The organism is Methylobacterium sp. CCH7-A2 (assembly GCF_001557075.1).
Lineage (GTDB): Bacteria > Pseudomonadota > Alphaproteobacteria > Rhizobiales > Beijerinckiaceae > Allobosea > Allobosea massiliensis.
Genome location: NZ_LSKN01000246.1, coordinates 25,894 through 52,457 on the forward strand (window position 1 = coordinate 25,894; position 26,564 = coordinate 52,457).

Annotated in this window: 24 protein-coding genes and 1 tRNA gene; 15 read left to right on the plus strand and 10 right to left on the minus strand. The window is 68.6% G+C overall.

Going from position 1 to position 26,564, the window contains the following annotated elements; genetic code table 11:
- Positions 1-1,110: an AbrB family transcriptional regulator gene (locus AX750_RS18970; RefSeq protein ID WP_245282447.1), complete on the minus strand. Its 1,110-nt coding sequence runs from the start codon at positions 1,108-1,110 to the stop codon at positions 1-3.
- A gap of 302 nt (positions 1,111-1,412) precedes the next feature.
- On the opposite strand from AX750_RS18970, the gene AX750_RS18975 reads away from it, so the two are divergent.
- The 5 genes from AX750_RS18975 (at position 1,413) to AX750_RS18995 (ending at position 7,107) form a co-directional block, all read left to right on the plus strand.
- Positions 1,413-2,483, plus strand: coding sequence for a DMT family transporter (locus tag AX750_RS18975; protein ID WP_067254853.1), 1,071 nt, complete (start codon positions 1,413-1,415; stop codon positions 2,481-2,483).
- A gap of 114 nt (positions 2,484-2,597) precedes the next feature.
- Entirely contained in the window at positions 2,598-3,641 is a 1,044-nt protein-coding gene (locus tag AX750_RS18980) for a GMP reductase (RefSeq protein ID WP_066718923.1), read from the plus strand.
- A 99-nt stretch (positions 3,642-3,740) separates the two neighbouring features.
- Complete coding sequence (locus AX750_RS18985) at positions 3,741-4,772, plus strand: amino acid ABC transporter substrate-binding protein (protein ID WP_197426569.1); 1,032 nt, start codon at positions 3,741-3,743, stop codon at positions 4,770-4,772.
- 125 nt (positions 4,773-4,897) lie between these two features.
- Positions 4,898-6,061 carry an ABC transporter permease subunit gene (locus AX750_RS18990; protein WP_156446482.1) on the plus strand — a complete coding sequence of 388 codons (1,164 nt, stop codon included), beginning with the start codon at positions 4,898-4,900 and terminating at the stop codon, positions 6,059-6,061.
- Positions 6,058-7,107 (plus strand): amino acid ABC transporter permease, encoded by a 1,050-nt coding sequence (locus AX750_RS18995; protein ID WP_066718917.1) that lies wholly within the window; start codon positions 6,058-6,060, stop codon positions 7,105-7,107. The genes AX750_RS18990 and AX750_RS18995 overlap by 4 nt, the downstream gene beginning before the upstream one ends.
- Before the next feature lie 69 nt (positions 7,108-7,176).
- On the opposite strand, the gene AX750_RS19000 is transcribed toward AX750_RS18995, so the two are convergent.
- On the minus strand, positions 7,177-7,734 hold the full coding sequence (locus AX750_RS19000) for a GcrA family cell cycle regulator (RefSeq protein ID WP_066718914.1): 558 nt from the start codon (positions 7,732-7,734) through the stop codon (positions 7,177-7,179).
- A gap of 562 nt (positions 7,735-8,296) precedes the next feature.
- Here AX750_RS19000 and AX750_RS19005 point away from each other — a divergent pair.
- The 4 genes from AX750_RS19005 to AX750_RS19020 are packed head-to-tail and all read left to right on the plus strand — an operon-like array spanning position 8,297 to position 12,246.
- A complete protein-coding gene (locus AX750_RS19005; RefSeq protein WP_066718911.1) occupies positions 8,297-9,523 on the plus strand; it encodes an aspartate aminotransferase family protein in 1,227 nt (408 codons plus the stop codon).
- A gap of 50 nt (positions 9,524-9,573) precedes the next feature.
- Positions 9,574-10,494, plus strand: coding sequence for an ornithine carbamoyltransferase (argF, locus tag AX750_RS19010; protein WP_245282448.1), 921 nt, complete (start codon positions 9,574-9,576; stop codon positions 10,492-10,494).
- Positions 10,494-11,501 (plus strand): Hsp33 family molecular chaperone, encoded by a 1,008-nt coding sequence (locus tag AX750_RS19015; protein WP_066718904.1) that lies wholly within the window; start codon positions 10,494-10,496, stop codon positions 11,499-11,501. Before argF ends, AX750_RS19015 begins: the two co-directional genes overlap by 1 nt.
- Positions 11,502-11,526: 25 nt before the next feature.
- A complete protein-coding gene (locus AX750_RS19020) occupies positions 11,527-12,246 on the plus strand; it encodes an HAD family hydrolase (RefSeq protein ID WP_066718902.1) in 720 nt (239 codons plus the stop codon).
- An 18-nt stretch (positions 12,247-12,264) separates the two neighbouring features.
- On the opposite strand, the gene argE is transcribed toward AX750_RS19020, so the two are convergent.
- Positions 12,265-13,440, minus strand: coding sequence for an acetylornithine deacetylase (gene argE, locus AX750_RS19025; protein ID WP_066718899.1), 1,176 nt, complete (start codon positions 13,438-13,440; stop codon positions 12,265-12,267).
- Positions 13,437-13,829, minus strand: a complete 393-nt coding sequence (gene apaG, locus AX750_RS19030; RefSeq protein WP_066718897.1) for a Co2+/Mg2+ efflux protein ApaG — start codon at positions 13,827-13,829, stop codon at positions 13,437-13,439. The genes argE and apaG overlap by 4 nt, the downstream gene beginning before the upstream one ends.
- A gap of 198 nt (positions 13,830-14,027) precedes the next feature.
- Between apaG and AX750_RS19035 the strand changes: the two genes are divergently transcribed.
- Together AX750_RS19035 and AX750_RS19040 are read left to right on the plus strand one after the other, a co-directional pair.
- The gene (locus tag AX750_RS19035; RefSeq protein ID WP_066718895.1) at positions 14,028-15,116 is read left to right on the plus strand and encodes a 2'-deoxycytidine 5'-triphosphate deaminase; all 1,089 of its coding nucleotides are present in this window, start codon (positions 14,028-14,030) and stop codon (positions 15,114-15,116) included.
- 110 nt (positions 15,117-15,226) lie between these two features.
- Positions 15,227-15,301: transfer RNA gene (locus tag AX750_RS19040), tRNA-Gly, on the plus strand.
- 64 nt (positions 15,302-15,365) lie between these two features.
- Here the strand turns inward: AX750_RS19040 and AX750_RS19045 are convergent.
- The 3 genes from AX750_RS19045 to AX750_RS19055 all read right to left on the minus strand — a co-directional run bounded on the left by AX750_RS19045 (position 15,366) and on the right by AX750_RS19055 (position 18,148).
- Complete coding sequence (locus AX750_RS19045; protein ID WP_066718892.1) at positions 15,366-17,066, minus strand: AMP-binding protein; 1,701 nt, start codon at positions 17,064-17,066, stop codon at positions 15,366-15,368.
- A gap of 205 nt (positions 17,067-17,271) precedes the next feature.
- Positions 17,272-17,814 (minus strand): hypothetical protein, encoded by a 543-nt coding sequence (locus AX750_RS19050; RefSeq protein WP_066718888.1) that lies wholly within the window; start codon positions 17,812-17,814, stop codon positions 17,272-17,274.
- A 34-nt stretch (positions 17,815-17,848) separates the two neighbouring features.
- Positions 17,849-18,148: a PepSY domain-containing protein gene (locus tag AX750_RS19055; RefSeq protein WP_066718885.1), complete on the minus strand. Its 300-nt coding sequence runs from the start codon at positions 18,146-18,148 to the stop codon at positions 17,849-17,851.
- A 199-nt stretch (positions 18,149-18,347) separates the two neighbouring features.
- On the opposite strand from AX750_RS19055, the gene AX750_RS19060 reads away from it, so the two are divergent.
- Positions 18,348-18,533 carry a hypothetical protein gene (locus AX750_RS19060; protein WP_066718882.1) on the plus strand — a complete coding sequence of 62 codons (186 nt, stop codon included), beginning with the start codon at positions 18,348-18,350 and terminating at the stop codon, positions 18,531-18,533.
- A 45-nt stretch (positions 18,534-18,578) separates the two neighbouring features.
- Positions 18,579-19,172, plus strand: a complete 594-nt coding sequence (locus AX750_RS19065; RefSeq protein ID WP_066718877.1) for an SCO family protein — start codon at positions 18,579-18,581, stop codon at positions 19,170-19,172.
- Here the strand turns inward: AX750_RS19065 and AX750_RS19070 are convergent.
- The 3 genes from AX750_RS19070 to AX750_RS19080 form a co-directional block, all read right to left on the minus strand.
- Complete coding sequence (locus AX750_RS19070) at positions 19,117-21,048, minus strand: glycosyltransferase family 2 protein (protein ID WP_066718875.1); 1,932 nt, start codon at positions 21,046-21,048, stop codon at positions 19,117-19,119. The genes AX750_RS19065 and AX750_RS19070 overlap by 56 nt on opposite strands.
- Before the next feature lie 131 nt (positions 21,049-21,179).
- The gene (trpB, locus tag AX750_RS19075) at positions 21,180-22,397 is read right to left on the minus strand and encodes a tryptophan synthase subunit beta (protein ID WP_066718874.1); all 1,218 of its coding nucleotides are present in this window, start codon (positions 22,395-22,397) and stop codon (positions 21,180-21,182) included.
- Positions 22,394-23,080, minus strand: a complete 687-nt coding sequence (locus AX750_RS19080) for a phosphoribosylanthranilate isomerase (protein WP_066718869.1) — start codon at positions 23,078-23,080, stop codon at positions 22,394-22,396. Before AX750_RS19080 ends, trpB begins: the two co-directional genes overlap by 4 nt.
- 43 nt (positions 23,081-23,123) lie before the next feature.
- On the opposite strand from AX750_RS19080, the gene AX750_RS19085 reads away from it, so the two are divergent.
- A complete protein-coding gene (locus AX750_RS19085; protein ID WP_197426567.1) occupies positions 23,124-24,503 on the plus strand; it encodes a TAXI family TRAP transporter solute-binding subunit in 1,380 nt (459 codons plus the stop codon).
- 175 nt (positions 24,504-24,678) lie between these two features.
- On the plus strand, positions 24,679-26,502 hold the full coding sequence (gene typA, locus AX750_RS19090) for a translational GTPase TypA (protein ID WP_066718861.1): 1,824 nt from the start codon (positions 24,679-24,681) through the stop codon (positions 26,500-26,502).
- Positions 26,503-26,564: the final 62 nt, after the last annotated feature.

Sequence of the window (26,564 nt, forward strand, 5' to 3'; positions counted from 1 at the left end):
CTAAGAGCCCGGTTTGGAGGGGCCGCGCCCGATGAGCAGCCCGAACAACGGCCCGGCGCTGATCATCACCAGGAAGACCCGGATTATGTGGTGGGCGGCCACGAAGGCCACCTCAGTGTGCAGCGCCAGCGCGATCAGGCTCATCTCGGCCAGCCCACCAGGCGAATAGGCCAGGATCAGCGGCACATGCCCATGCACCGAGACTTTCGCGACCAGCCAGGCGAAGGCGAGCGTCAGCGACAGCAGGATCACGGTCGAACCGGCCGACAGCGCCAGCACCCGCAGGATGGTGCGCGGCGCCGTGCCGACGAAGCGGCAGCCGATGGTGATGCCGAGGATCAACTGGGCGGCGTTGACGATCTCGAAGGGCGGCACCGAGTCGCTCAGACCCGAGACATGGACGATCGCGCTGACGATCATCGGCCCGAGCAGGAACTTCGCCGGCAGACGCAGCCATTCGCCCAGCACGATCCCCGCGATGCCGCAGGCGAGCAGGACGAGTTCGGCCAGGAGCGGGGTCGCGAAGACGGAGGGCCCGGCGACGCGGTTGCCGCCGATCGGCACGCCGCCGATCCACTGCACGATGAAGGGCAGCGTCATCACCACCAGCAGGATGCGGGCGGAGTGGATCAGCGCGATGATGCGCGCATCGCCGCCCTTCTCTTCGCCGAGCGTCACCATCTCGATCAGCCCGCCCGGCATGCCGGCGAAGAAGGCGGTGATCGGATCGAACCCCGCGACCTTTCTGAAATAGGCGACGCAGGCGAGGGCGCAGGCGATCATGAACAGCACGAGCCCGGCCAGCGTCGGCAGCCAGTTCGGCAGCTGCGCGATCACCTCCGGCTTGAAGCCGGCGCCGAGCATCACGCCGATCACCATCGTCATCGGCGGGCGGATGACGGAGGGGGCCGCCACCGGCCAGCGCAGCAGCGCGGCCGCCGTGCACGCCACCATCGAGCCCAGCATCCAGGGCAAAGGCAGCCGCCCCAGCACGAAGAGATAGCCGCCCAGCCCGCCGATCAGCAGCGCCAGCGCGAAGCGCCGATAGGGAAAGCGCGCCGGATGCAGCCCGCGCAAACCTTCGACGAAATCGCTCAGCAGGGTCCTCACCGCAGGCGGCCCGCCCGGCTCGCGACGCCCGGCGCGACGGCCGGGCGCGTGCTCGGGAAAGCGGATCGGGAAGCGGCCGACATGCAGGCTCCGGCGTGGTGGCGAGGCGGTGCCCTCCTAGACCGCAGGCGCGAAGCGCGAAAGTCCGGGCGGCACATGCCGCATCTGTCCCTCCGGCGCATCGCCGCGACACAACCCCGGCATGTGCGGCCGGCTCTGGCGCGACTCCGCGATTTCCTCGATCACTCTCATGGGGGAACACCCGGCCGGGCCGCGACGCCCGTTGCCGACGGTCGAGGACGATGAGCGAAGAACGGCAGACCGGGCGCGAAGATCGCCTGGCGCAAGGCGAGGGTTCGGCCGAAATCGAGCCACCCCCGCGCGTCCTCGACACGGCGGAGCCTGTCGCAAGCCGAGAGCCGCCTCCCACGCTCGAGCCGGCTGCAGCCGTGGGTGCCGTGCGTTCCCGGCGGGCCCGCCTGACGCGTTGGTGGAGCGTTGCCAGCCCCAATCTGCGCGGCTCTGCCTATATGATGGCGGCGCTCTTGGTCTATGCGGTGATGGTCGGCGCCATCAAGCATGTCGGCGGGGTGATCCCGCTGGTGCAAATCCTGCTGATCCGCCAGATCGTGATGAGCCTCGTGCTGCTCGCGATGTCGCGCGGCGGCCTGCGGCCGATGCTGCGCACGCGCCGGCCGGGCCTGCAGGTCATCCGCAGCATCCTGACGCTGACCGCCATGCTCTGCGGCTTCACCGCCGTCATCCAGATCCCGCTGGCGCAGGCGACGGCGATCGGCTTCAGCCAGGTGCTCTTCGTCACCATCGCCGCGGTCATCGTCCTGAAGGAGGTCGTCGACGCGCGTCGCTGGATCGCGACCGTGATCGGCTTCCTTGGCGTGCTGGTCATGCTCAAGCCCAGCAGCGAGGGGCTCGATACCTTCGCCCTGCTCGCGGTGGCCGGCGCGCTGCTCAATGCCGGCATCACCGTCAGTGTCCGCATGCTGGCTGCGACCGAGCGCACCGACACGATCCTGATCTGGCAGGGCATGGTGATGATGGTCGCGCTGGCCATCCCGACCTGGCTCTGGTGGGTGCCGCCCGATGCCACGCAATGGTTCTGGCTGATCGTGCTCAGCCTGTTCGGCACGGCCGGGCAGTGGCTGATCACGCGGGCCTATCAGGTCGGCGAGGCGGCAGCGCTCGCCCCGCTCGATTTCAGCCGCTTGCTGCTGGCGAGCTTCACCGGCTTCGTCTTCTTCGCCGAGATTCCCGCGCTGTCGACCTGGATCGGGGCGGCCATCGTGATCGGCGCGACGCTCTACACCATCCGCAAGAACGCCCGGACCCTGCCGCGCGAGCCGGCCGCACCCTGACGAGACCCGCCCCCTGCATTGCCCGGCAGCCGCCGCCGGGGTTATGAATCGGCGCACGCGGGCCCGATCCGGCCTCAGTCGCGCGCGTGCAGTCCCGACGCGAAGGAGCCGCCCATGCGCATCGAGAACGACCCGAAGCTCGATTTCCGCGACGTCCTGATCCGCCCCAAGCGCTCGACGCTCGGCAGCCGCGCCGAGGTCGACGTCTTCCGCTCCTTCCGCTTCGCCCATACGGGCCGCGACTGGACGGGGTTTCCGCTGATCGCAGCGAACATGGACGTCGTCGGCACCATGCAGATGGCGCGTGCCCTGTTCCGCCACGGCGCCATGGTGGCGCTGCACAAGCATTACGGCCCCGACGAACTCGCCGCCTTCTTCCGCGAGCCGGAATCGGTCAACGCCTTCTTCTCGCTCGGCACCACCGAGGCGGACCACGACAAGCTCGCCCGGGTCCACGCCCAGTCGCCGATCGACAAGATCTGCCTCGATGTCGCCAATGGCTACACCGAGAAATTCGTCGAGACCGTCAAGGCGACCCGGGACGAGTATCCCGATGCCGTCATCATGGCGGGCAATGTCGTCACCGGCGACATGACCGAGGCGCTGATCCTGGCCGGCGCCGACATCGTCAAGGTCGGCATCGGCCCCGGCTCCGTCTGCACCACCCGCAAGATGACCGGCGTCGGCTATCCGCAGCTCTCGGCGATCATCGAATGCGCCGATGCCGCCCATGGGCTCAAGGGCCTGGTCTGCGGCGATGGCGGCGTCACCGTGCCGGGCGACCTCGCCAAGGGCTATGGCGCCGGCGCCGACTTCATGATGCTCGGCGGCATGCTCGCCGGTCATGACGAATGCGAAGGCGACATCCGCTACGAGGAACGCGACGGCGAGAAGGTGCCCGTCGGCATGACCTTCTACGGCATGTCCTCGGACACGGCGATGAAGCGCTATTCCGGCGGCGTCGCCAAATACCGCGCCTCCGAGGGCAAGACCGTCGAGGTGCCCTATCGCGGCCCGGTCGAGGGCACGATGCAGGAGCTGATGGGGGGCGTGCGCTCGGCGATGACCTATATCGGCGCCGTCCGGCTCAAGGAGGTGCCCAAGCGCACCACCTTCATCATGGTCGGCAGCCAGCTCAACACCGTTTTCGGCAGCTGAAAATCGCCTTGGCCCGCTCTACCGCCGCCGGCCCGGCTGTTGCATAGTCGCGCCCTTCGAGAAGCCGAAGGCCGCAACGGGCCCGGGGGAGAGACGACGATGATGAAGACAGTTCTGGCGGCCACCGCCGCTTTGGCGGCGAGCGCCTCCCTAGCGAGCGCCCAGCAGCTTGCCCCGAGCCCGACGCTCGATGCGATCAAGGCCCGCGGCCACATCGAATGCGGCGTGCATCTCGGCCTGCCCGGCTTCTCCTTCGCCGACGACAAGGGCGAGTGGACCGGCCTCGACGTCGACTATTGCAAGGCGCTGGCCGCCGCCGTCCTCGGCGATGCCAAGAAGGTCAAGTTCACGCCGACCTCGGTGCAGCAGCGCTGGCCGATCCTGCAGTCGGGCCAGGTCGACCTGCTCTCGCGCAACTCGACGATCACCTTCTCGCGCAACGCCTCGCTCGGCCTGAACTTCCAGGGCATCAATTTTTACGAGGGCCAGACCTTCATCGTCCGCAAGGCGACCAACGCCAAGAGCGCGGCCGATCTCGACGGCGCCTCGATCTGCGTCGCCGCCGGCTCGACCGAGGAGAAGAACGCCTCCGACTGGTTCCTGGAGCGCAACCTCAAGGTCACCATCACCAATTTCCAGAAGAACGACGACGCCATCGCCGCCTATGACGCCGGCCGCTGCGACGCCTACACCGCCGGCGTCGGCGCGCTCGCCGGCCAGCGCGTCAAGCTCAAGGTCCCCGGCGACCACATCATCCTGACCCAGCCGATCTCGAACGATCCGCAGGGCCCCGTGACCCGCTGGGGCGACGAGCGCTGGCAGCTCATCGTGCGCTGGGTGCTGAACGGCACCATCGCCGCCGAGATGCTGGGCGTCACCTCCGCCAATGTCGACCAGATGAAGGCGAGCTCGAAAAACTCGGAAGTCCGCCGCCTGCTCGGCGTCGAGGGCAATTTCGGCGCGATGATGGGGCTCTCCAACGACTGGATGTACAACGCCATCAAGCAGGTCGGGAATTACGGCGAGAGCTTCGAGCGCACCGTCGGCATGGGCTCGCCGCTGAAGCTCGAGCGCGGCCAGAACCAGCTCTGGACCAAGGGCGGCCTGCTCTTCACCCCGCCCTTCCAGTGAGAGCCTCTCGTCATGGTCGGGCTTGACCCGACCATCTCGGAAACCAGCCTCCGCGTCATGAGCTTCTCGGGTCGCAGCGACGCTGCGCCCGAGAATGACGCCCAACGATCCCTTGGCGCCGCTTCTTGACCAGAGCCCTCGCCCTCCTCAACGACAAGCGCGTGCGCGACGTGGTCTATCAGGCCGCGCTGCTGCTCGGGCTCGCGGCCCTGACCGTGTTCTTCGTGCGCAACGCCTCGGAGAACATGGTCAAGGCCGGCATCGCCTCGGGCTTCGACTTCCTCTGGCGCAATTCGGGCATCGACGTGCCCTTCGTGCTGACGGGCTACACCCGCTCCAGCACCGTGTTGGACCTGTTCTGGGCCGGCGTCGCCAACACCCTGCTGGTGACGGTCGTCGCCATCGCTCTCGCCACCGCGCTCGGCTTCCTCGTCGGCATCGCGCGGCTCTCCTCGCACTGGCTGCTCTCGACGATCGCCGGCGCCTATATCGAGTTCGTCCGCAACATCCCGCTGCTCTTCTTCGTGCTGTTCTGGTATTTCGGCGTCATCGCCGCCCTGCCCGCGCCGCGCGACAGCGTCAGCGTCTTCGGCGTCGCCTTCCTCAACAATCGCGGCCTCACCATCCCGCTGCCCGAGGCGCCCGGCGTGTTCCGCTGGGCGGTCGCGGCGATCCTTCTGTCCTGGATCGCTCAGGCGCTGGTCGCCGCCTGGGCCCGTCGCCGCAAGGAGCGCACGGGACAGGACGCGCCGGTTGTGGCGGTCGGTGTCGGGCTTGTGCTGCTTCTGCCGGCGCTCGCCGTGACCTGGGCGAGCCTGGCGACGGGCTGGGACGTGCCCGTGCTGCGCGGCTTCAACTACCGGGGCGGCTTCGTCGTGATCCCCGAATTCGTCGCCCTGCTGGCGGCGCTCGTCACCTATACGGCGGGCTTCATCGCGGAGATCGTGCGCGGCGGCATCCAGGCCGTGCCCCGCGGCCAGACCGAGGCGGCCGCGGCACTCGGCCTGCGCCCGGGCCGCATCCTCAGGCTCGTCGTCATCCCGCAGGCGCTGCGGGTGATGATCCCGCCGCTGACCAACCAGTATCTCAACGTGCTGAAGAACTCGTCCTTCGGCGCGGCCATCGCCTATCCCGACGTGGTCAGCCTGTTCATGGGCTCGGCGCTTAACAACACCGGCCAGGCGATCGAGATCATCGCGATGACGCTCGCCGTCTATCTCGTCATCGGGCTCGCCGTCTCGGCCTTCATGAACTGGTACAACGCCCGCATCGCCCTGGTGACGCGATGAGCGCGGCCTCCGTCTCCCTCTGGCGCCAGCGCCTGTTCGGCACGCCCGCCACGGCCGTGGTCACCCTGCTGCTGGCGGCGGCGATCGCCTGGCTCGCGATCCCGATCATCCGCTGGGCGCTGATCGATGCGAGCTGGCGCGGCACGACGCGCGCCGACTGCACCGCCGGGGGCGCCTGCTGGGTCTTCGTGAAGGCGCGCTTCGGCCAGTTCATGTACGGGCTCTACCCGCAGGGCGAACGCTGGCGCGCCGATCTCGCCGGCATCCTCTTCGTGCTCGCCATTGCGGCTATCGTCCTCGCCCCGCAGCGCCTCAGACTGAAACTGGCGATCGCAACGCTGGTCGTGCTGCCGCCTCTCGGGATCTGGCTGCTCGCGGGCGGCTTCGGCCTGCGCTGGGTCGAGACGCGCGAATGGGGCGGGCTGATGCTGACCCTGTTCATCTCGGTCTATGCCAGCCTGATCGCGATCCCGCTCGGCATCCTGCTCGCGCTCGGGCGCCAGTCGCAGTTGAAGGTGGTCCGGCTGGTCAGCGTGCTCTTCATCGAGTTCTGGCGCGGCGTGCCGATCATCGCGGTGATCTTCCTCGCCTCGCTCCTGCTGCCGCTGATCCTGCCCGGCGGCGTCGGCATCGACCGGCTGGCGCGCGCCGTCATCGGGCTCGGCCTCGTCATCGCGGCCTATATGGCCGAAGCGGTGCGCGGGGGCCTGCAGGCGCTGCCTCCCGGCCAGCGCGAGGCCGCGACCGCGCTCGGCCTGACCTACTGGAAGGCGACGGGGCTGATCATCCTGCCCCAGGCACTGCGGATCTCGCTGCCTGCGATGACGAACGAATTCATCGCGCTGGTGAAAAACACGACGCTCGTGCTCGTCGTCTCGATCCTCGACCTGCTCGGCATCGCCCAGGCCTCGCTGGCCGACCCCGCCTGGGTCGGCATGAACATGGAAGCCTATGTCTTCTCGGGCTCGATCTACTGGCTGATCTGCTTCGCCCTCTCGCGCTGGAGCCGCCGCCTCGAAATGCTGGGCCGGCGCCAGCATCGCTGAGGCCGCGTCCACGCAACGAAAAAGCCGGCCGCGAGGCCGGCTTTTCTGCATCAGACGAAGGCGCTGCGCTCAGGCGCGAACCTTGCTGCGATCGCGGCGGCGGTCTGCCGCCGGCTGATAGGCGATGCGGGAATGGTAGCTGCAATAGGGCAGTCCGGTCTGCGAGCGGCTGCCGCAGAAGCGGAACTCAGCGGTCGTCGGGTCACCCATCGGCCAGCGGCACATATATTCGCGCAGATCCATGATGGTGACGCGCTCGGAGAAGGGGATCACCACATCCTCCGACGGGGCAGGCTCCGGCTCGGCCTGGGCCTCCGGCTCGGGCGCATATTGCGGCGCGAGCGCATTGGCGCCGCGCGTCATCGCGCCCGGATTGGACGACGGGCCGCCCATCGGATGGCTCGGCGAGCGGGTCGGGGCCTTGCGGGGGGCGGCCGCGCGCGGGGTGCTTGCGGCGGCCGGGTTCTTGGCGCGCCCGGAGAGGCCGAGGCGATGGACCTTTCCGATCACCGCGTTGCGGGTCACGCTGCCGAGCTCGGCGGCGATCTGGCTGGCGCTGAGCCCGTCGCTCCAGAGCTTCTTCAAAAGCTCGACGCGCTCTTCCGTCCATGCTCCGGCTTCGTTCATCGGCTCACCTGTCATCTCGGCCGGCCCCTGGCGGAGCCGTCCTATGGGCGGATCGTGGCGGAATCCGATATCCCCGGCGCCCGTCGAAGACGGGAGCCGTGACAGTCGAAACTGACGGATACTGGGGTCGCCGCACGAAATGTCGTATCTGACGAAGCCGACCCTACAAGATGCCCTGACTCGGCGACAAGAGTCGGCGAATCGGAAATCGCTTTTTCCCCAGTCGATTCGACGATCCGCCCGAAACCGAATCCTTTCGGCAACACTGCCTCCCGGCAGCGGAATCTGGGCCGGGCCGCTGCGGAATTGACAGAGGCGGCGCCCTTTAGCATAGTTCGGCAACGACGCCGCCGCCCTCTCGGGCGGCGCTTATGTTTTGCGGATCAGGGCTTTGCAGCGATGCGGATGACGGCGCGACGAGAAACCGGACTCTGGCTGCGACGATAACGTCGTCGCCGGGTCGCGTTCGGCCGCCACCCTTTTGGCGCCGTCTCGCCCGGACCACCGTTTTCAGTCCGGCGCCATTCCGTTTTCACCATCGCCGTCGCGAGGATCGCATCCCATGGCCTCTGCCCCCGTTTCCGCTTCCGCCGCTCCCTCCGTCCTGCTGCCGACCTATGCGCGCGCGCCCGTCGCCTTCGAGCGGGGCGAAGGTCCCTGGTCGATCACCGCCGACGGCACCCGCTATCTCGATTTCGGCGCGGGCATCGCGGTCAATGCGCTCGGCCACGCCCATCCGCATCTGGTCGAGGCGCTGACGACCCAAGCCGGGAAGATCTGGCACACCTCCAACCTCTACACGATGCCGGAGGGCGAGAAGCTGGCGCGGCGCCTCTGCGAGGCGACCTTCGCGCAGCGCGTCTTCTTCGCCAATTCGGGGGCCGAGGCCAATGAGGCCGCCATCAAGATGGCGCGGAAATACCATGCCGCGAAGGGCCATCCCGAGCGCTACCGCATCATCACCTTCGAGGGCGCCTTCCACGGCCGCACGCTGGCGACGATCGCGGCCGGCGGCCAGCAGAAATACATCGAAGGCTTCGGGCCCAAGGTCGACGGCTTCGACCAGGTCGCGTTCGGCGACCATGCGGCGCTCGAGGCCGCGATCACCGATGAGACGGCCGCGATCATGATCGAGCCGATCCAGGGCGAGGGCGGTCTGCGCTCGGTGCCGCCGCAATGCCTGCGCGGCCTGCGCACGCTCTGCGACGAGCGCGGGCTGCTGCTGATCTTCGACGAGATCCAGACCGGCGTGGGCCGCACCGGCAAGTTCTTCGCCCATGAGCTCTCGGGCGTGACGCCCGACATCATGTCGATCGCCAAGGGCATCGGTGGCGGCTTTCCGATGGGCGCCTGCCTCGCCACGGAAGAGGCTGCCTCTGGCATGACGCTGGGCACGCATGGCACGACCTTCGGCGGCAACCCGCTCGCCATGGCGGTCGGCAATGCGGTGCTGGACGTCGTGCTGGCGCCGGGCTTCATTGAGAAGGTCGGGCAGATCGCGCTGCGTCTGAAGCAGTCGCTGGCCGAGCTCAAGGACAGGCATCCGCAGGTCATCGCCGAAATCCGCGGCGAGGGCCTGATGCTCGGCCTGAAGCTGCACACGCCGAACACCGATTTCGTCACCGAGGCCCGCGCCGCCGGCCTTCTCGTCGTCGGCGCCGGCGACAATGTCGTGCGCCTGCTGCCGCCGCTGATCATCGGCGAGGCCGATGTCACTGAGGCCGTCGCGCGTCTCGACCGCGCCGCGAGCGCCGTCGAAGCCTCGCTGAAGCGGCCCGCGGCTGAATAGAGCCGGCCCGCTCCGGCCCCGCCCCCATCAGGCAAGCGAAGGATGCGCCCGTGACGCGCCATTTCCTCGATCTCTCCGATTTCTCCGCGACCGAGTTGCGCGCCATCCTGCGCGCCGGCGAGGAGATCAAGGCTCGCCGCCGCACCCCGGCGGCCGCCGCCGACCGTCTGCTCGAGGGCAAGGTCGTGGCGATGGTCTTCGAACAGCCATCCTTGCGCACCCGCGTCTCCTTCGATGTCGGGATCCGCGAACTCGGCGGCTCGCCGATGATGGTGACCGGTCGCGAGATCGAGCTCGGCGAGCGCGAGACCATCGCCGACACCGCCCGCGTGCTCTCGCGCTATGTCGACGCCATCATGATCCGCATGCTCGACCATGACGCCGTGGTCGAGATGGCGGAGCATGCTACCGTTCCGGTGATCAACGGGCTGACCAAGCGCCAGCATCCCTGCCAGGTCATGGCCGACGTCATGACCTTCGAGGAACGCAAGGGGCCGATCAGGGGCAAGCGCATCGCCTGGACGGGCGACACCAACAACGTGCTGACCTCCTGGATCCACGCCGCCGGCCGGCTCGATTTCGAACTGGCCATCGCGACGCCGGAGGAGCTGGCGCCGCCGCCGGCTCTGCTCGCCTGGGCGAAGGACCAGGGCGCCCGGCTGTCGTTGAGCACGAAGCCGGAGGCCGCCGTCGAGGGGGCCGACTGCGTCATCACCGATTGCTGGGTCTCGATGGGCGACGAGGAAGGCACGCGTCACAACCTGCTGAGGCCCTACCAGGTCGATGAGCGCCTGCTCGGCCGGGCCGAGAAGGACGCCATCTTCATGCACTGCCTGCCGGCCAGCCGCGGCGAGGAGGTCACCGACGCCGTCATGGACGGCCCGCAATCGGCCGTCTTCGACGAGGCCGAGAACCGCCTGCATGCGCAGAAGGGCATCCTCGCCTGGTGCTTCGGCGGGGTCTCCGCCTGATGGACGGCACTGACAGCGGCGCGGAGGTCTCGGCGCTGGACGATCGCGTCGTCCCCTTCACCGTGCCCGATCTCGACGTGCGCGGCCGTGTCGTGCGGCTCGGCAGCTCGATCGACACCATCCTCGCGCGGCATGGCTATCCCGACGCCGTGGCGCGAGTCCTCGGCGAGGCGGCGGCTCTGACCGTCCTGCTCGGCACGGCGCTGAAGTTCGAGGGCCGCTTCCAGCTCCAGACCAAGAGCGATGGGCCGATCTCGATGCTCGTCGTCGATTTCAACGCGCCGGATGTCTACCGCGCCGTCGCCCATTTCGATGCGGAGCGGCTGGCGGAGGCCGAGGCCGCAGGCCTGCTCTCGACGGGCGATCTGCTGGGCGAGGGCCACCTCGCCATGACGGTCGACCAGGGCTCCGTCGCCACGCGCTATCAGGGCCTCGTGGCGCTGACGCGCCAGAGCCTGGAAGAGGCGGCGCACCAGTATTTCCGCCAGTCCGAGCAGATTCCGAGCCGGGTGCGCCTCGGCGTCGGTTCGATCGTCACCGGGCAAGGCCGGCAATGGCGCGCCGGCGGGCTGCTCGTGCAGTTCATGCCGCATTCCATCGACCGGCTGCGGGCCGCCGACATCCATCCCGGCGATGCGCCGCAGGGCCACGAGATCCTGACCGCCTCGGATCCGGACGGCATCGATGACGACGCCTGGACGGAAGCGCGCTCGCTCGTCGAGACGATCGAGGATCACGAGCTGCTCGACCCGCTGCTGGAGAGCGAGCGGCTGCTCTACCGGCTCTTCCACGAGCGCGGCGCCCGCGTCTTCGAGCCGGTTCTGGTCCGCGAGGAGTGTCGCTGCTCGCGCGAGCGTGTGCTCGGCATGCTCCGCGGGTTCTCGCCGGAGGATCGCAAGGCGATGGTCGCCGATGACGGGCAGCTCGCCGTGACCTGCGAATTCTGCTCGCGGCGTTATGTCTTTACACCCGGCGAGGTCGAGGACGGCATGTCCGCCGAAGCCTGATCGACGGCCGAAGGGAGCGGGATCGATGACGCGCCCCATCACCACGATCGGCTTCGACGCCGACGACACCCTTTGGCAGAACGAGCGCTTCTTCCGCCTGACCGAGGAGCGCTTCGTCGCTTTGCTTGGTGCCCATGGCGCTGCGGCCGAAATCTCCGGGCGGCTGCTCGAGGCCGAGCGCCGCAACCTCGCCTTCTACGGTTTCGGCATTAAGGGCTTCGTGCTCTCGATGATCGAGACCGCGATCGAGATCACCGACGGCACCGTGCCGGCTTCCGTCATCGGCGAGATCCTGGCCGCCGGCCGCGAGATGGCGGCCCATCCGGTCGAGACCCTGCCGCAGGCGCGCGAGACGCTGGAGCGGCTCGCTTCTACGCATCGCCTTGTCCTGATCACCAAGGGCGATCTCTTCGACCAGGAGCGCAAGCTGGCGCAGTCCGGCCTCGGCGAGCTGTTCCACGGCGTCGAGATCGTCAGCGACAAGACGCCGGAGGTCTATCGCCGCATCTTCGAGCGGCATGGCGACGGCCCGCAGCGCGCGATGATGGTCGGCAATTCGCTGAAATCGGACGTTCTGCCGGCGCTTGCCGCCGGCTCCTGGGCCGTCCACATCCCGCACGAGCTGACCTGGGCGCTGGAGCATGCCGAAGAGCCGGTCGGCGCGCCGCGCTATCGCCGCCTCGCCCGGCTGTCGGCGCTCGACGAACTGGTCGGGCTGATCGAGGCGGAGGCGGCGGCCGGATAGGTCGCCGCCGCGCGGACCCTACCCCCTGCACTCCGCCATCAGCTTGCGCATGAAGGCCTCGCCCGCGGCGAACTGCTCCAGCGTGATGTACTCGTCCGGCTGATGCGCCTGGTCGATCGAGCCCGGCCCGCAGACGATCGTCGGCAGCCCCGCGCGCTGGAAATGCCCGGCCTCCGTCGCATAGGCGACCGCGATCGTGCGGTTGCGGCCGGCGAGCCGCATCACCAGCGTCTCGGCCTCCGAGCCCGGATCGGGCGCCAGCCCCGGCACGTCCGAGCTCATGACGGTTTCGATCGTCGCCGAGGGCGCGGTCTTGCGCATGCGCTCCAGCACCTGCTGCGACAAAGCGGCGAAGCGCGCCGGCACGTCCTCCGGATCGGAGCCCGGCAGCGTGCGGACCTCCCAGGAGAGGTCGCAGCGATCGGCCAGGATGTTGCGGGCGATGCCACCATGGAACTTGCCGACATGGACGGTGTCGTAGGGCGGATCGAAGCGCCCGCTGCCGTCGGGCCTGGCCTCCAGCTCGTCGGCCATCGCCACGAGCCCGGCCGAGAGCCGGATGCCGCCATGAACGGCACTCGCCCCCAGATGCGGCTTGGAGGAATGGGCGGCGGCGCCGGTGATGGTGGTGAAGAAGGTGCGGATGCCCTTATGGGCGTCGGCGAGTTCGAGCGAGGTCGGCTCGCCGACGATGACGGCGCGGGGCTTCGGCAGATCCACGCCCATGCGGGCGATGCCGTCGACGACGCCGAGGCAGGTCACCTCCTCGTCATAGGAGAAGAAGAGGTGGATCGGCGTCTTGAGATCCGCCGCCAGGAAATCCGGCACGAGCGCCAGCGCCAGAGCGATGAAACCCTTCATGTCGACCGCGCCGCGGCCATAGGCCTTGCCATCCTCGATATGCAGCGTGAACGGGTCGCGGCTCCAGGCCTGGCCCTCCACCGGCACCACGTCGGTGTGCCCCGAGAGCAGGATGCCGCCCCGGTCCGGGGGACCGATCGTGGCGAACAGCGCCGCCTTGTCGCCGGTGGCGTTCGGGATGCGGATCGAGGAGACGCCCCAGCTCGCGAGATAGTCCTCGACGAAGGCGATCAGCTCCAGATTGGATTTGTGGCTCACCGTATCGAAGGCGACGAGCCGGGCGAGCATGTCGAGCGGCGCCAGGCGCTGGCCCGTGGAGGCGGACAGGGTCAATGGAGGACCTTCTTCACATAAGGGGAATCGAGCGGAAACAGCGGCACCTCGACATCGAAGATCGTGCCGTCCTCCGCCAGCATGGCATAGAAGCCGCGCATCGAGCCGTCCGGCGTCATCAGCGGGCAGCCGGAGGTGTAGCTGTAGCTCTCGCCCGGCCGCAGCACCGGCTGCTGCCCGACGACGCCCTCGCCGCGCACCTCATGGACCTCGCCCCGCCCGTCGGTGATGAACCAGTGCCGGCTCATCAGCTGCACGGTCTGCGCCGAGAGATTGAGGATCTCGATAGTATAGGCCCAGAAATAGCGGCCCTGCGCCGGGGAGGATTCGCCCTCCATGAAGCTCGGCACGGCGGTGACCCGCACGCCCTGCGTCTCAGCCTGATACATCGCGAACGGCTCCGTCCCTGATGCGCCCGGCCCGGCGGGCCGCAGACTTGTTAGCGACGCCGGGGCGGAAGGGTCAATGCCGCAGCCGGTCAATCTCGCGTGGACAACCCGCTTCCGCGCATCCTCGCGGCGGCGTCCGCGCTTGGCCTTTGCGTCGGGCTTCGCTAGGCGTGACCGATTGTCCTTCCGGGATTTCGCATGCTGACCTTCCAGCCCGGCATCCAGCCCGACCACTGCATCCAGGCCTTCGTCGAGGCGGGGGCGATCCGCCTCGCCCAGCCGCCGGCCGAAGGACAGATCCAGCCCGCCAGCCTCGATCTGCGCCTTGGGGAGAAGGCCTATCGCGTCCGCGCCAGCTTCCTGCCGGGGCCGGACCGGACGGTCAGGCGCCGGCTCGATGAGCTCGCCTTGCACGAGATCGACCTGACTCGCGGCGCTGTGCTGGAGACGGGCTGCGTCTACATCGCCGAGCTGATGGAGGGGCTGAAGCTCCCCGCCGGCCTGCGGGCGGCGGCCAACCCGAAGAGCTCGACCGGCCGGCTCGACGTCTTCACCCGCGTCATCACCGACCGCGCCCGCGAATTCGATCTGGTCGAGGACGGCTATGAGGGGCCGCTCTTCATCGAGATCTCGCCGCGCACCTTCCCGGTGCTGGTGCGCTCGGGCTCGCGCCTCTCGCAGATCCGCTTCCGCGCCGGCGAGAGCCGGCTCGACGACCGGGCGCTCGGCGAGCTTCATCAAAGCGAGACGCTGGTCACGGCGGCCGAGCCTTCCTTCCAGGGCGGCGTCGCCGTCAGCGTCGATCTCTCGGGCTTCGGCGGGCTGATCGGCTATCGCGGCAAGCACCACACCGCGCTGATCGACGTCGACCGCGTCGGTGCCTACCGCGCTTCCGAATTCTGGGAGCCGATCCCCAGCGACGGCTCGCGCGCGCTCATCCTCGATCCCGGCCAGTTCTACATCCTCGCCTCGAAGGAGGCCGTGCATGTCCCGCCGGATTATGCCGCGGAGATGACGCCCTTCGACGCGCTGGTCGGCGAGTTCCGCGTGCATTACGCCGGTTTCTTTGACCCCGGCTTCGGCCATAGCGGGGCCGGCGGGCAGGGCGCGCGCGCCGTGCTCGAGGTGCGCTCGCGCGACGTGCCCTTCATCATCGAGGACGGCCAGATCGTCGGCCGGCTGGTCTATGAGGCGATGGCGAGCCGCCCCGCCGCGCTCTATGGCGCCGGGCTGAAGTCGAACTATCAGGGCCAGGCGCTCAAGCTCTCCAAGCATTTTCACGACTGAGCGCGGCACGCCGCCTGGCATGGCGCCGCCCGCGATTCCCGGATGACACCCGCCGCATCAGGCGCTATGAACATGCTGCTTCGCGCCGCCCCCGGGCCGCGCCGACGCATGCGGGCGTAGTTCAGTGGTAGAACGTCAGCTTCCCAAGCTGAATGTCGTCGGTTCGATCCCGATCGCCCGCTCCAACATTTGTTCCTGACGATCTGCGATGAAGCGCTGGCGACGACAGCGTGGGCCAGGCTGCGACCCTCACAGCAGGGTTCGCAGCTCCTCCTTCTTGACCTTGCCGGTCGCCGTCATTGGCAAGGCCTTGACCAGCCTGATTTCGGGCACCTTGTAACCGGCCATGCGCTCGCGGCACCAGGCCGAGAGCGCCGCTTCGTCCAGCCCCACCGCCTGTTCGCCAAGCGCGATGAAGGCGACCGGCACCTGCCCGCGCTCGGCATCCTCGCGGCCGATCACGCCCGATCCGGCGATGTCGGGATGCTGGCCGAGCATGGCCTCGATCTCGGCCGGGAAGACGCTCATGCCCTTGACCTTGAGCATCTCCTTGCGGCGCCCGAGAAAGTGCAGATAGCCCTGCTCGTCGATGACACCGATGTCGCCCGTATGCAGGAAGCCGTTGCGGATCGCCTCGGCGCTGGCTTCGGGCTTGTTCCAGTAGCCCTTGAACAGCGAAGGCGTGCGCACGCAGATTTCGCCGGTCTCGCCCAACGGCATCAGCGCGCCGCTGTCGAAATCGCAGATCTTGAAATCGGTGCCGGGCACCGGCAGACCGACGAAGACCGGCTGCGACAGCAGGTCGAAATTGTCCTGCTGCATGCCGATGGTGAAGCTGTCCATCGTGTGGGTTTCGGTCATCCCCCAGGCGGCCTCGATCATGTCGGCCCCCGTCAGTGCCCGCCAGCGGGCCCTAAAATCCGGATTGAGCTTCTTCACGAAGGACGAGACGCGCACCTTGCGCAGCGAGGTTAGGTCGAAGGATGGCGTCCGGGGGTGGTCGAGAATTTCCACCGCGTTATCGACGAGCAGATAGGCGAAGCTCGCCTTGTGGCGCTCCACCGCCGTCATGAAGCCCACCGCATCCCAGCGCGCCATCAAAACGAGGGTCGCGCCCGCGACGAGTGGAAAGAGCAGCCCGGTGTCCTCGCCGGCGATCCAGAAGATCGGTACGAAATTCAGCACCACATCGTCGGGCGAGAGCTGGAAGCTCGCCGCCAGGGACGTTCCTGCGGTGTAGAGCATGTCACGCTGGGTGTGGATGCAGCCCTTCGGCATGCCCGTCGTGCCGCCGGTATAGTTCAGCGCAGCGACCGCATCGAGATCCGGCGCGAAGGCGGGAGCCGGCGCCGTCACACGGGCCAGCGCCGGCAGCAGATCGATGGCATCCTCGCAAGCGACTTTGGGCTGCACCAGCGCTGGGGGCACGGGAAAGCTCGGTTCGGCGGGCAGCATCTCGGCGAAACTCGTCACGAAGACGGCTTCAACCTGCGTCCGGTCGCGCACCTGCCGAAGCGGTGGCATCAGGCTGTCGAGGCAGAGAATGGCCCGCGCGCCCGTATCGTTGAGTTCATAGGCGAGTTCGGCTTCGCGAAACATCGGGTTCACGGGCACATGCACCGCACCGAGCTTGAGGATGCCGAAGAAGGCCAGGATGAATTGCGGGCAGTTAGGCAGATAGACCGCCACCCGGTCTCCCTGCCGCACGCCATGTTCGTGCAGCAGTCCTGCGAAGCGGTCGCTCAGATCGTCGAGTTCGCGATAGGTGATGGCGCGTCCGTAGAAGATGCAGGCTGGTTTGTCCGGCTGACGCCGAGCCCATTCGCGCAGATGGTCGCTGATCGCGATGGGGCCGAGGGGGTAATGCGGATCGCGGGCGATCCCAGGCGGCCATGCCGCGCTCTGAAGCTGACGCAGGCGTTCGAAATAGGCGGCTTCATCGGTGTTCATCGTCGGGTCGGCCTGCCTGTCTGCCGCCCATCAGAAGACCTGCCCTCATGATGGTCCTGGCAAAAGGCGAGGGTAGCGGCGGCTTCGCCCGGCGCAAGGCCGCCGGCTCTGCGTTTTCGTGCCGACAGGTGCCTGTATGGCGTTCCCATACAAAAAACCTCCGGGGCGCGAGCCCCGGAGGTTGTCGTCGTGATCGGATGCGAGATCAGATCACCGGCGCGGTGGCGCGGTAGGGCTCGGCCTTCTCGTCGAAGCGCGACCAGCCTTCCTGGCGATACTGGGCGAGGCGAGCGTCGCGATCGATCGGCGTGGCGCCATCCATGATCGCTTCGGCGGCCGGGGCCTGCGACTCGCTCGTCTTGACCGAGACGACGCTGCCGCCGCGTCGCACGGTCTCGGCATAGTAATGCGCATCCTCCTCGTCGACGCCGGCATTGATGAAGGAGCCGACGAGGCCGCCGGCGGCGGCACCCGCGACGGCGCCAGCCGCTGTGGCGGCGAGCCAGCCTGCCGCGACGACCGGGCCGATGCCTGGGATGGCGATCATGCCGAGCCCGGCCAGCAGGCCAGCGGCGCCGCCGACGCCGGCGCCGATGCCGGCGCCCTCGGCGGCGTTGCTCTCTTCGCCGCGCTCATTGCGGCCGACGAGGCTGATGTCCGAGGCCGGAATGCCGGCGGTCTCGAGCTTCTCGACCACGTCGGCGGCGATGGCGTAGCTGTCATAGGAACGGGTGATGGTGCGGGTCATGGTGACCTCCGAGCAGGCAGGTGGATGGGAAGGATCAGTTGCGGACGATGTTTCCGCGATAGTCGACGGAGACGTTGACCTTGGCGCCGGCATGGGTGGCCATGCCCTTCCAGACGCCGTTCTCGTCCTTCTTCAGGCCGGAGACGTCCGAATAGCCATTGGCTTCGAGCCGGCTCTTGGCCTGCCCCTCGGTGAAGCTGTTGGCGCCCGGCAGCGGCGCGTTCTTGTCGGCTTCCGCCTTCGGCGCGGGCATGGGCGAGGTCGTCGAGGTCTGCGCCAGGACGCCGAACGAGGTCGCCGAGACGATCATCGTCGCGATGAGCAGCTTCTTCATGGGTAGGGTCTCCGTGAGGCAGGGCGGCCCGAGGCCGCTGATGCTCAAAGAAACGGCAAGCTGAGGCGAACGTTCCCGAAATAACCCCGGCCGCCCGACGGAACCGGATCGCCCTGCCGCCGTTCGCGAGCGTCCTGCGCCGAGCCGTGCGGCGCGGAGGACGCTTCCGGCGAGCGTCCCGGAGCGCTATATCCGCTGAATGAGCCCCCTCGAGACCGGACAGACGGACAGTGCCCCGGCCGACCCCGCACCGTCGCGGCTCGGCATCGCACTGCTCTGCGGCGGCGCCCTGACGCTGTTCCTGGCCGGAGTGCTGCTCTGGTGGCGCGAGGGCGCCCGTCTTTTCACCGACGGCCTCATCGCCGCCATCGTCGCCTGTTTCTGAGGCGCAACGCCGCGCCGCTCCCAGGCTCCCGACAGGACCGCTCCCGTGAACCGCCGTCTCATCCTGCCCCTCGTCGTCTTTCTCGCCGGCGCGCTCGTCCTCGCCGCTGCCGCCATCATCACCTTCGCCCCGAGCCGGCAGGGCGCCTCCGGCACGGGTACGGCGAGCGTCGGAGGGCCGTTCACCCTGACGACACAGGAGGGTCGGTCGCTGACCGACAAGGATCTGCAGGGCGCGCCCTTCCTCGTCTTCTTCGGCTTCACCCACTGCCCGGACATCTGCCCGACCAAGCTCTTCGAGATATCGGAGGTGCTGCGCGCGGCCGGGCCGAAGGGAGAGAAGCTGCGCGCGCTCTTCGTGACGGTCGATCCCGAGCGCGACACGCCCGAGATCATGAAGAGCTATCTCGGCTCCTTCGATCCGCGCATCGTCGGGCTGAGCGGCGACAGGCCGGCCATCGACGCCATGATCCGGGCCTATCGCGCCTATGCCCGCAAGGTCCCCCTCCAGGGTGACGACTACACCATGGACCACACTGCACTGGTCTATCTGATGGGCAAGGACGGCCGCTTCATCGGCGCCTTCAATGTCGAACAGCCGCCGGCGCAGGCGGCGCAGGAATGGCTGCGTCACCTCTAGCGCCGCCGGGTTCAGCGAGCGGCGCGCGCCGCCGTGCCAGACCATGGGTCGTCTTGTTCCAGGTAAAGCGGCGCGCCCGGTACTCGTGCAGCGCCATCCAGGCCGCGATGCAGACGAGCCCATAGTAGAACGGCAGCAGGGGGAGCAGCAGCAGCAGCTTCGGTGAACCGCGCCGCAGCGCGCCCAGCGCCGGCGGCAGGAACAGCGCGACGGCTCCGAACAGCCAGACCCCGACCGCCAGTGCCGAGGCCACGCTGCCGAAGACATGCGTCGGCGCGAAGAGGGAGCCCTCGCGCCAGGCCAGAAAGGCGGCCACCGCAAAGACCGGATAGGCCAGCGCGGTGACGATCGTCCCCAATCCGAGCGAGAGGAAGGCGAAGCTGGCCGGCGGGCCGGCCTCGCGCAGCACCGCGATAGGCGCGCGTGAATGCGTCACCAGCGTCTGGATGTAACCCTTAATCCAGCGCGAGCGCTGCTTCAGCCAGGCCCTCAGCGTCAGCGGGGCCTCCTCGCGCGTCTGCGAGGGCAGATCGCCCATGCGGTAACCGGCCCGCGCCAGCCTGACGCCGAGATCGGCATCCTCGGTCACGTTCCAGGCGTCCCAGCCGCCGACCGCCCGCAACGCGTCGGTACGGAAATGGTTGGAGGTGCCGCCCAGCATGATCGGCAGTCCCGCGCGCAGCAGGCCCGGGTTCAGCACCTCGAACAGCCCGGCATATTCCAGCGCGAACAGGGCTGGCAGCAATCCCTCTTCCGGATGGTCGATCACCAGCCGGGCCTGCAGGCAGGCGAGATCCTCCGGGGCCCGCAGGAAGCGCGCCGCCGCCATGCGCAGCTGCTGCGGATCCGGAATGTCCTCGGCGTCGAAGATCGTGAACAGTGCGCCGCGGGCCTCGATCAAGGCGAGGTTCAGTGCCCTCGGCTTGGTCCGCGGTTCGCCTGGAGGCACGATCGTCACCGCGATCTGCGGCGGCAGCGCGATCCGCGCCAAGGCGCGTTGCATGCCGATGTCGTCCGCCTCGATCAGCAGACGGATATCGAGCTTCGCCGGCGGATAGTCGAGCCTCTTGAGCGCGGTGAGCATCTGCGCCAGCACCGCCTCCTCCCGGTAGAGCGGGATCGCGACCGTGTAGACGGGCAGGCGGCTGTCGTCGACACGCCAGCGATGCTGGCGCCAGAGATCGGGAAGAGGTTGCTCGATCGCCGCTCCCAGCCGCAGCAGGATCAGCCCGAGAAAGAGCGGCCCCAGCAGCAGCGCCACCGCGAAGAAGGTTTCGAGCGGCGCGACCACCGCGCCGGCGAGGACGGCCGCCGCCGCAAGGGTCGCGGCGATCCGCTGGCCTCGGCTCGAGCCGGTCCTGGCACTGTCGCGTGCGAGGCCGGGCGCATCGAGATTGGCGGCGCGAAGCGCGAGCCTGTCCGCATTGGCCTCGCGCAGCGCGGCATGAAAGCGTCGCGGCGTCACCACAGCGACATCGTCGCGCCGGCGCGGCCCGGATTCGAGCATGGCACGCAGGGCCGGCCCCTCGGGAGCCATCACGAATCGCGGGCCGCTGGAGCTGTCGGAGCGAACGGGCGCGATGCCGCCGCGCAGGATCGCCTCATGCTCGCCGCCCGGCCTCGGGGCGAAGGGGCCAGCGTGGAAGGGCAGGCCGAGCTCGGCCGCCAGCGCGCGGTAGTAGCTCTCCTCGTCGATCAGCCCGGCTGCGAACACCTCGCGAGCCGGCTCGCTGCGCCGGCGTTCGGCACGACGGGCCGCCTCGGCGAGTTGGACCGGCGCAATGCCCCGGCCTGCGAGAAAAGCGATCTCCACCGGCAGGCCGGCCGAAGCCGTCGCCGGACCATCCGGATGCCCCTCGTGACCGCTGCCCCCCACTGGCCCGGTTCCGCCCCACGCAACGACGAGACTGCCCGGGCCTGATTGGCCCGGGACAACTCATGGTTGCCGGATCGGAGCGGGGAGTCGAGAGGGGCGGCGCGATTTTCGGGTCGCAGCGGGTCCTCGGCTCACATTCCGCCGAGGATTTCCGCCACCTGCGGGATATCCTTGTCGCCGCGCCCGCACAGATTCATCACCATCAGGTGGTCCTTGGGCAGGGTCGGGGCGAGTTCGATCACCTTGGCCAGCGCATGGGCCGGCTCCAGCGCCGGGATGATGCCCTCGAGCTTCGAGCAGAGCTGGAAGGCCGAGAGCGCCTCGTCATCGGTCGCGGAGATGTAGGTGACGCGCCCGGTGTCGTGCAGCCAGGCATGCTCCGGTCCGATGCCGGGATAGTCGAGCCCCGCCGAGATCGAATGCGCGTCCTTGATCTGCCCGTCGTCGTCCATCAGCAGATAGGTCCGGTTGCCGTGGAGGACGCCCGGCTTGCCGCCGGTGAGGGAGGCGGCGTGTTGGGCGGTCGAGAGGCCGTGGCCGGCCGCCTCGACGCCCCACATCCTGACGCTCGGATCGTCGAGGAAGGGGTGGAACAGGCCGATCGCGTTCGAACCGCCGCCGATCGCCGCGATCAGCGAATCCGGCAGGCGGCCCTCCGCCGCCAGCATCTGCTCGCGGGTCTCGCTGCCGATCACCGACTGGAAGTCGCGTACCATCGCGGGATAGGGGTGCGGACCCGCCGCCGTGCCGATGCAGTAGAAGGTCGTCGCGACATTGGTCACCCAGTCGCGCAGCGCCTCGTTCATGGCGTCCTTCAGCGTCTTGGTGCCGGACTGCACGGGCACCACGCTGGCGCCGAGCATCTTCATGCGGAAGACGTTGCTCGCCTGCCGCGCGACGTCGACCGCGCCCATATAGACGATGCATTCCAGGCCGAAGCGGGCGCAGAGCGTGGCGGTGGCGACGCCGTGCTGGCCGGCGCCGGTCTCGGCGATGATGCGCTTCTTGCCCATGCGCCGTGCCAGCAGGATTTGGCCGAGCACGTTGTTCACCTTGTGCGCGCCGGTGTGGTTGAGCTCGTCGCGCTTGAAATAGATCTTCGCGCCGCCGAGGTGCTCGGTCATGCGCTCGGCGAAATAGAGCGGCGAGGGCCGCCCGACATAATGCTTGAGATAGCTCGCCATCTCGGCCTGAAAGCCGGGGTCGGCCTTTGCGGCCTCATAGGCCTTCTCCAGCGAGAGCACGAGCGGCATCAGCGTCTCGGCGACGAAGCGCCCGCCGAACAGGCCGAAGCGGCCGTTCTCGTCCGGGCCGGAGCGGTAGGTGTTCGGGTTCTGGGGGGCGTTCATGTCCGGCCTGCCTCTGCTGCTGCGGCCGCCGCGGCGCGGGCCGCGACGACGAATTCCGTGATCCGGTCGACATCCTTGACGCCGGGCGCCCGCTCCACCCCGGAGGAAACGTCGACGCCCCAGGGCCGTGCCATCGCGATGGCCTGCGCGACATTCACCGGATCGAGCCCGCCCGATAGCATGAAGGGCGAAGTCCGGTCGAGCGCCGCCAGGATCGACCAGTCGAAGGTCCGTCCGTGCCCGCCGGGATAGGCGGCGTCCTTGGGCGGCTTGGCGTCGAGCAGGATACGGTCCGCGATACCTTGATAGGCGGCGAAGGCGGCGAGATCGTGCCGGTCCGCGATGCCGAGCGCCTTGATCACCCGCAGCCCGGTCGCGGCCCTGATGGCGCGCACTGCCTCGGGAGTCTCGCGACCATGCAGCTGCAGCCAGTCCGGCCGGACGGCCTCGACGAGATCCGTGAGCTCGGCGATGTCGCGGTCGACGACCAGCGCCACGATCTCGGCACGGCCACGCGCCATAGCGGCCAGCGCGGCCGCCTCTTCTGGCGGCACGAAGCGCGGGCTCTTCGGATGGAAGACGAGGCCGATCATCTCGACCCCGGTCGCCAGCGCGGCCTCCAGCGTCTCGGGTGTCGAGAGGCCGCAGATCTTGATGGCGAGGGGCTGGGCGGAAGCGGACATGTGCCCGGCTTTACACGAAGGTGATCGTCGCCGCACTTGCGACATGATGACGGGCGAAGCAAAGCTGGCGCGGCCAGGCAGTGCCGGCGAAACGAAGCGGCGACAGGGCGGGCGGACTCGATTGTTCGGCAAGGGGCGGCGCGGTTTCACCATTCTCGCGGGGCTGCTGGCGCTCGCCGGCGTCACCGCAGCTGTCTTCTATGTCGTCAGCCAGCCGCGCACCTTGCGCCTCGCTGTCGGGCCGCTCGGCTCGGAGGATGCGCGCATGGCGGCGGGCTTCGTACAGGGCCTGAACCGCGAGAAATCCCAGATTCGTCTGCGCCTGATCCTGACCGAAGGGTCCGAGGAGAGCGCGCGCAAGGTCGATGCGGGCGATGCCGAGCTCGCCATCGTCCGGCCCGACATCGCCCTGCCGGCCAAGGCCGACACCGCGCTCATCACCCGCCGCTCCTTTCCCTTCCTGATCACCGACAAGGAGAGCGGCATTGGCCGCATCGCCGATCTGCGCGGCCGGCGCGTCGGCGTCGTGCGCAATCCGCAGGGCAACATCGCCCTGCTCCGGCTGGTGCTCGCGCAGTACGAGGTCGGCCCGCAGGATGTCGAGATTGTCGGGCTCACACCCGACGAGATCGTGCCCGCGGCGAAAGAACGGCGCATCGACGCCTTCTTCACCGTCAACGCGGTGGGCGCGCGGGCGGGCGGGGACGGCGCCGGGCGGCTGCGCTCGGCCTGGGGCGAGGACCCCGTCCTGATCCCGATCCGCGAGGCGGACGCGCTGGCGGCCCGCATCCGCACCATCGAGACCGGCGAGATCGTGCGCGGCGCGCTCGGCGGCGACCCCCCGCGCCCCTCTGAGAACCTGCCGACCATCGCGGTGACCTCGCGCCTCGTCGCCGCGCAGGACCTCGACGAGGATGTCGTCGGCAATCTGGTCAGCGCCCTGCTCGGCCTACGGGTCACGCTGGCGGCCGAACTGCCGCAGATCCAGGCGCTGGAGACACCGGCGACGGACAAGGACGCGCCCTTGCCGGTCCATGCTGGCGCGGCCGCCTTCATCGATGGCGAGCAGAAGACCTTCTTCGAACGCTATGGCGACTGGTTCTATCTCGGCGTGATGGGACTCTCGCTCCTGGGAACCGGCGCGGCCGGTCTGCTCGGGCGCGAGAGCGCGGCCCGCCGCCGCCAAGCCATGATGGGGCTCGACCGGCTTCTGGCGATCCTGCCGCAGATCCGCGCGACGACCGATCTCGAGGCGCTCGACAACTACCGCGCCCAAGCCGATGCCATTCTGCTCGAGGTCCTCGGCGATTTCGGCGAGGGCAATCTCGATTCCTCGGCCATCGCCGCCTACCGTCTGGTCTTCGACCAGGTCAGCCGCGCGGTCGTCGAGGCGAAGATCCGGGCGGCCGCCGTCCAGATCTGACGGGCGGAAACCGCCCGCGATTCACCCTGCGCCGCGGCTGCGGGCCCTTCGTGGTTGCCCAAACGCCCGTCAGCGTTTATGTGCAGCGCAGCGAATTCCAGTTTCCTCGAGACGGGCTGCGCCGGCAGGGCTTCGATCCTCGCCGGCTTGTGGCCATGACAAAGGCCCTTCCCGCATGTCCATGCGCAATATCGCCATCATCGCCCACGTCGACCACGGCAAGACCACGCTCGTCGACCAGCTGCTGCAGCAGTCGGGCACCTACCGCGACAACCAGCGCGTCATCGAGCGCGTGATGGACTCCAACGATCTGGAAAAGGAGCGCGGCATCACCATCCTCGCCAAGGCGACCTCGGTCGTCTGGAAGGATACGCGCATCAACATCGTCGACACCCCCGGCCACGCCGATTTCGGCGGCGAGGTCGAGCGCATCCTGAACATGGTCGATTCGGCCATCGTCCTGGTCGACGCCGCCGAGGGTCCGATGCCGCAGACCAAGTTCGTGGTCTCCAAGGCGCTGAAGCTCGGCCTGCGTCCGATCGTGGCGATCAACAAGGTCGACAAGCCCGACGCCCGTGTCCAGGAGGTCATCAACGAGGTCTTCGATCTCTTCGCCGCCCTCGACGCTACCGACGAGCAGCTCGATTTCCCGATCCTCTACGGCTCGGGCAAGCAGGGCTGGATGGCGCATGATCCGGCGGGTCCGCAGGACCAGGGCCTCGCCCCGATGTACGACCTCATCCTCAGCCATGTGCCGGAGCCGCGCGTCGAGGAAGGCCCGTTCCGCATGATCGGCACGCTGCTCGAGGCCAACCCCTATCTCGGCCGCATCATCACCGGCCGCGTCGTCTCCGGCTCGGCCAAGCCGAACCAGACCATCAAGGTGCTCTCCGGCGACGGCTCGACCGTCGAGACCGGCCGCATCACCAAGATCCTCGCCTTCCGCGGCCTCGAGCGCACGCCGATCGAGGAAGCGATCCCCGGCGACATCGTCTCGATCGCCGGTCTGGTGAAGGGCTCCGTCGCCGACACCTTCTGCGACCCGTCCGTCACCGAGCCGATCAAGGCCCAGCCGATCGACCCGCCGACCGTCTCGATGACCTTCATGGTCAACGACTCGCCGCTGGCCGGCACGGAAGGCGACAAGGTCACGACCCGCGTCATCCGTGACCGCCTGCTCAAGGAGGCGGAGGGCAATGTCGCGCTGCGCGTCGAAGAGGCGACCGACAAGGACAGCTACATCGTCTCCGGACGCGGCGAACTCCAGCTCGCCATCCTGATCGAGACGATGCGCCGCGAGGGCTTCGAGCTCGGCATTTCGCGTCCGCGCGTCGTGCTGAAGCGCGACGAGAGCGGCCAGCTGCTCGAGCCGATCGAGGAGGTCATCATCGACGTCGACGAGGAGCATTCCGGCGTCGTCGTGCAGAAGATGTCCGAGCGCAAGGCCGACATGCTGGAGATGCGCCCCTCCGGCGGCAACCGCCTGCGCCTGGCCTTCCACGCCCCGACCCGCGGACTGATCGGTTATCAGGGCGAGCTGCTGACCGACACCCGCGGCACCGCGATCATGAACCGCCTGTTTCATGACTACATGCCCTACAAGGGCGAGATCGGCGGCCGCCGCAACGGCGTGCTGATCGCGATGGAAACCGGCGAGGCCGTGGCCTATGCGCTGTGGAACCTCGAGGATCGCGGCCCGATGATGATCGAGCCCGGCTGGAAGGTCTATCAGGGCATGATCGTCGGCGAGCACACCCGCGAGAACGATCTCGAGGTGAACGTGCTCAAGGGCAAGAAGCTCACCAACATCCGCACCACCTCGAAGGACGAGGCCGTGCGCCTGACCCCGCCGATCCGGATGACGCTGGAGCGTTCGCTGGCCTGGATCGACGATGACGAGCTGGTCGAGGTGACGCCGAAGTCGATCCGCCTGCGCAAGGCGATCCTCGACCCCAACGAGCGCAAGCGCTCGCAGAAGATGAAGCAGGACGTCGCCTGAACCGGGCGCTCCGGAGGATTGCGAAGGGCGGGCCGCAAGGCCCGCCCTTCGTCGTTTCGGAA

What these genes read in the sequence shown, in the direction of transcription:
- AX750_RS19050 (WP_066718888.1), bottom strand. Translation starts at nt 17,814, where the DNA reads ATGACCCGCACCATCACCCGTTCCTATGACAGCTACGCCATCGCCGCC.
- trpB (WP_066718874.1), bottom strand. Translation starts at nt 22,397, where the DNA reads ATGAACGCCCCCCAGAACCCGAACACCTACCGCTCCGGCCCGGACGAG.
- AX750_RS19080 (WP_066718869.1), bottom strand. Translation starts at nt 23,080, where the DNA reads ATGTCCGCTTCCGCCCAGCCCCTCGCCATCAAGATCTGCGGCCTCTCG.
- AX750_RS19000 (WP_066718914.1), bottom strand. Translation starts at nt 7,734, where the DNA reads ATGAACGAAGCCGGAGCATGGACGGAAGAGCGCGTCGAGCTTTTGAAG.
- AX750_RS18975 (WP_067254853.1), top strand. Translation starts at nt 1,413, where the DNA reads ATGAGCGAAGAACGGCAGACCGGGCGCGAAGATCGCCTGGCGCAAGGC.
- AX750_RS19015 (WP_066718904.1), top strand. Translation starts at nt 10,494, where the DNA reads ATGGACGGCACTGACAGCGGCGCGGAGGTCTCGGCGCTGGACGATCGC.
- AX750_RS19045 (WP_066718892.1), bottom strand. Translation starts at nt 17,066, where the DNA reads ATGAACACCGATGAAGCCGCCTATTTCGAACGCCTGCGTCAGCTTCAG.
- AX750_RS19055 (WP_066718885.1), bottom strand. Translation starts at nt 18,148, where the DNA reads ATGAAGAAGCTGCTCATCGCGACGATGATCGTCTCGGCGACCTCGTTC.
- AX750_RS18995 (WP_066718917.1), top strand. Translation starts at nt 6,058, where the DNA reads ATGAGCGCGGCCTCCGTCTCCCTCTGGCGCCAGCGCCTGTTCGGCACG.
- AX750_RS19005 (WP_066718911.1), top strand. Translation starts at nt 8,297, where the DNA reads ATGGCCTCTGCCCCCGTTTCCGCTTCCGCCGCTCCCTCCGTCCTGCTG.
- AX750_RS19035 (WP_066718895.1), top strand. Translation starts at nt 14,028, where the DNA reads ATGCTGACCTTCCAGCCCGGCATCCAGCCCGACCACTGCATCCAGGCC.
- AX750_RS19085 (WP_197426567.1), top strand. Translation starts at nt 23,124, where the DNA reads ATGATGACGGGCGAAGCAAAGCTGGCGCGGCCAGGCAGTGCCGGCGAA.
- apaG (WP_066718897.1), bottom strand. Translation starts at nt 13,829, where the DNA reads ATGTATCAGGCTGAGACGCAGGGCGTGCGGGTCACCGCCGTGCCGAGC.
- AX750_RS18980 (WP_066718923.1), top strand. Translation starts at nt 2,598, where the DNA reads ATGCGCATCGAGAACGACCCGAAGCTCGATTTCCGCGACGTCCTGATC.
- AX750_RS19020 (WP_066718902.1), top strand. Translation starts at nt 11,527, where the DNA reads ATGACGCGCCCCATCACCACGATCGGCTTCGACGCCGACGACACCCTT.
- AX750_RS18985 (WP_197426569.1), top strand. Translation starts at nt 3,741, where the DNA reads ATGATGAAGACAGTTCTGGCGGCCACCGCCGCTTTGGCGGCGAGCGCC.
- AX750_RS19060 (WP_066718882.1), top strand. Translation starts at nt 18,348, where the DNA reads ATGAGCCCCCTCGAGACCGGACAGACGGACAGTGCCCCGGCCGACCCC.
- typA (WP_066718861.1), top strand. Translation starts at nt 24,679, where the DNA reads ATGTCCATGCGCAATATCGCCATCATCGCCCACGTCGACCACGGCAAG.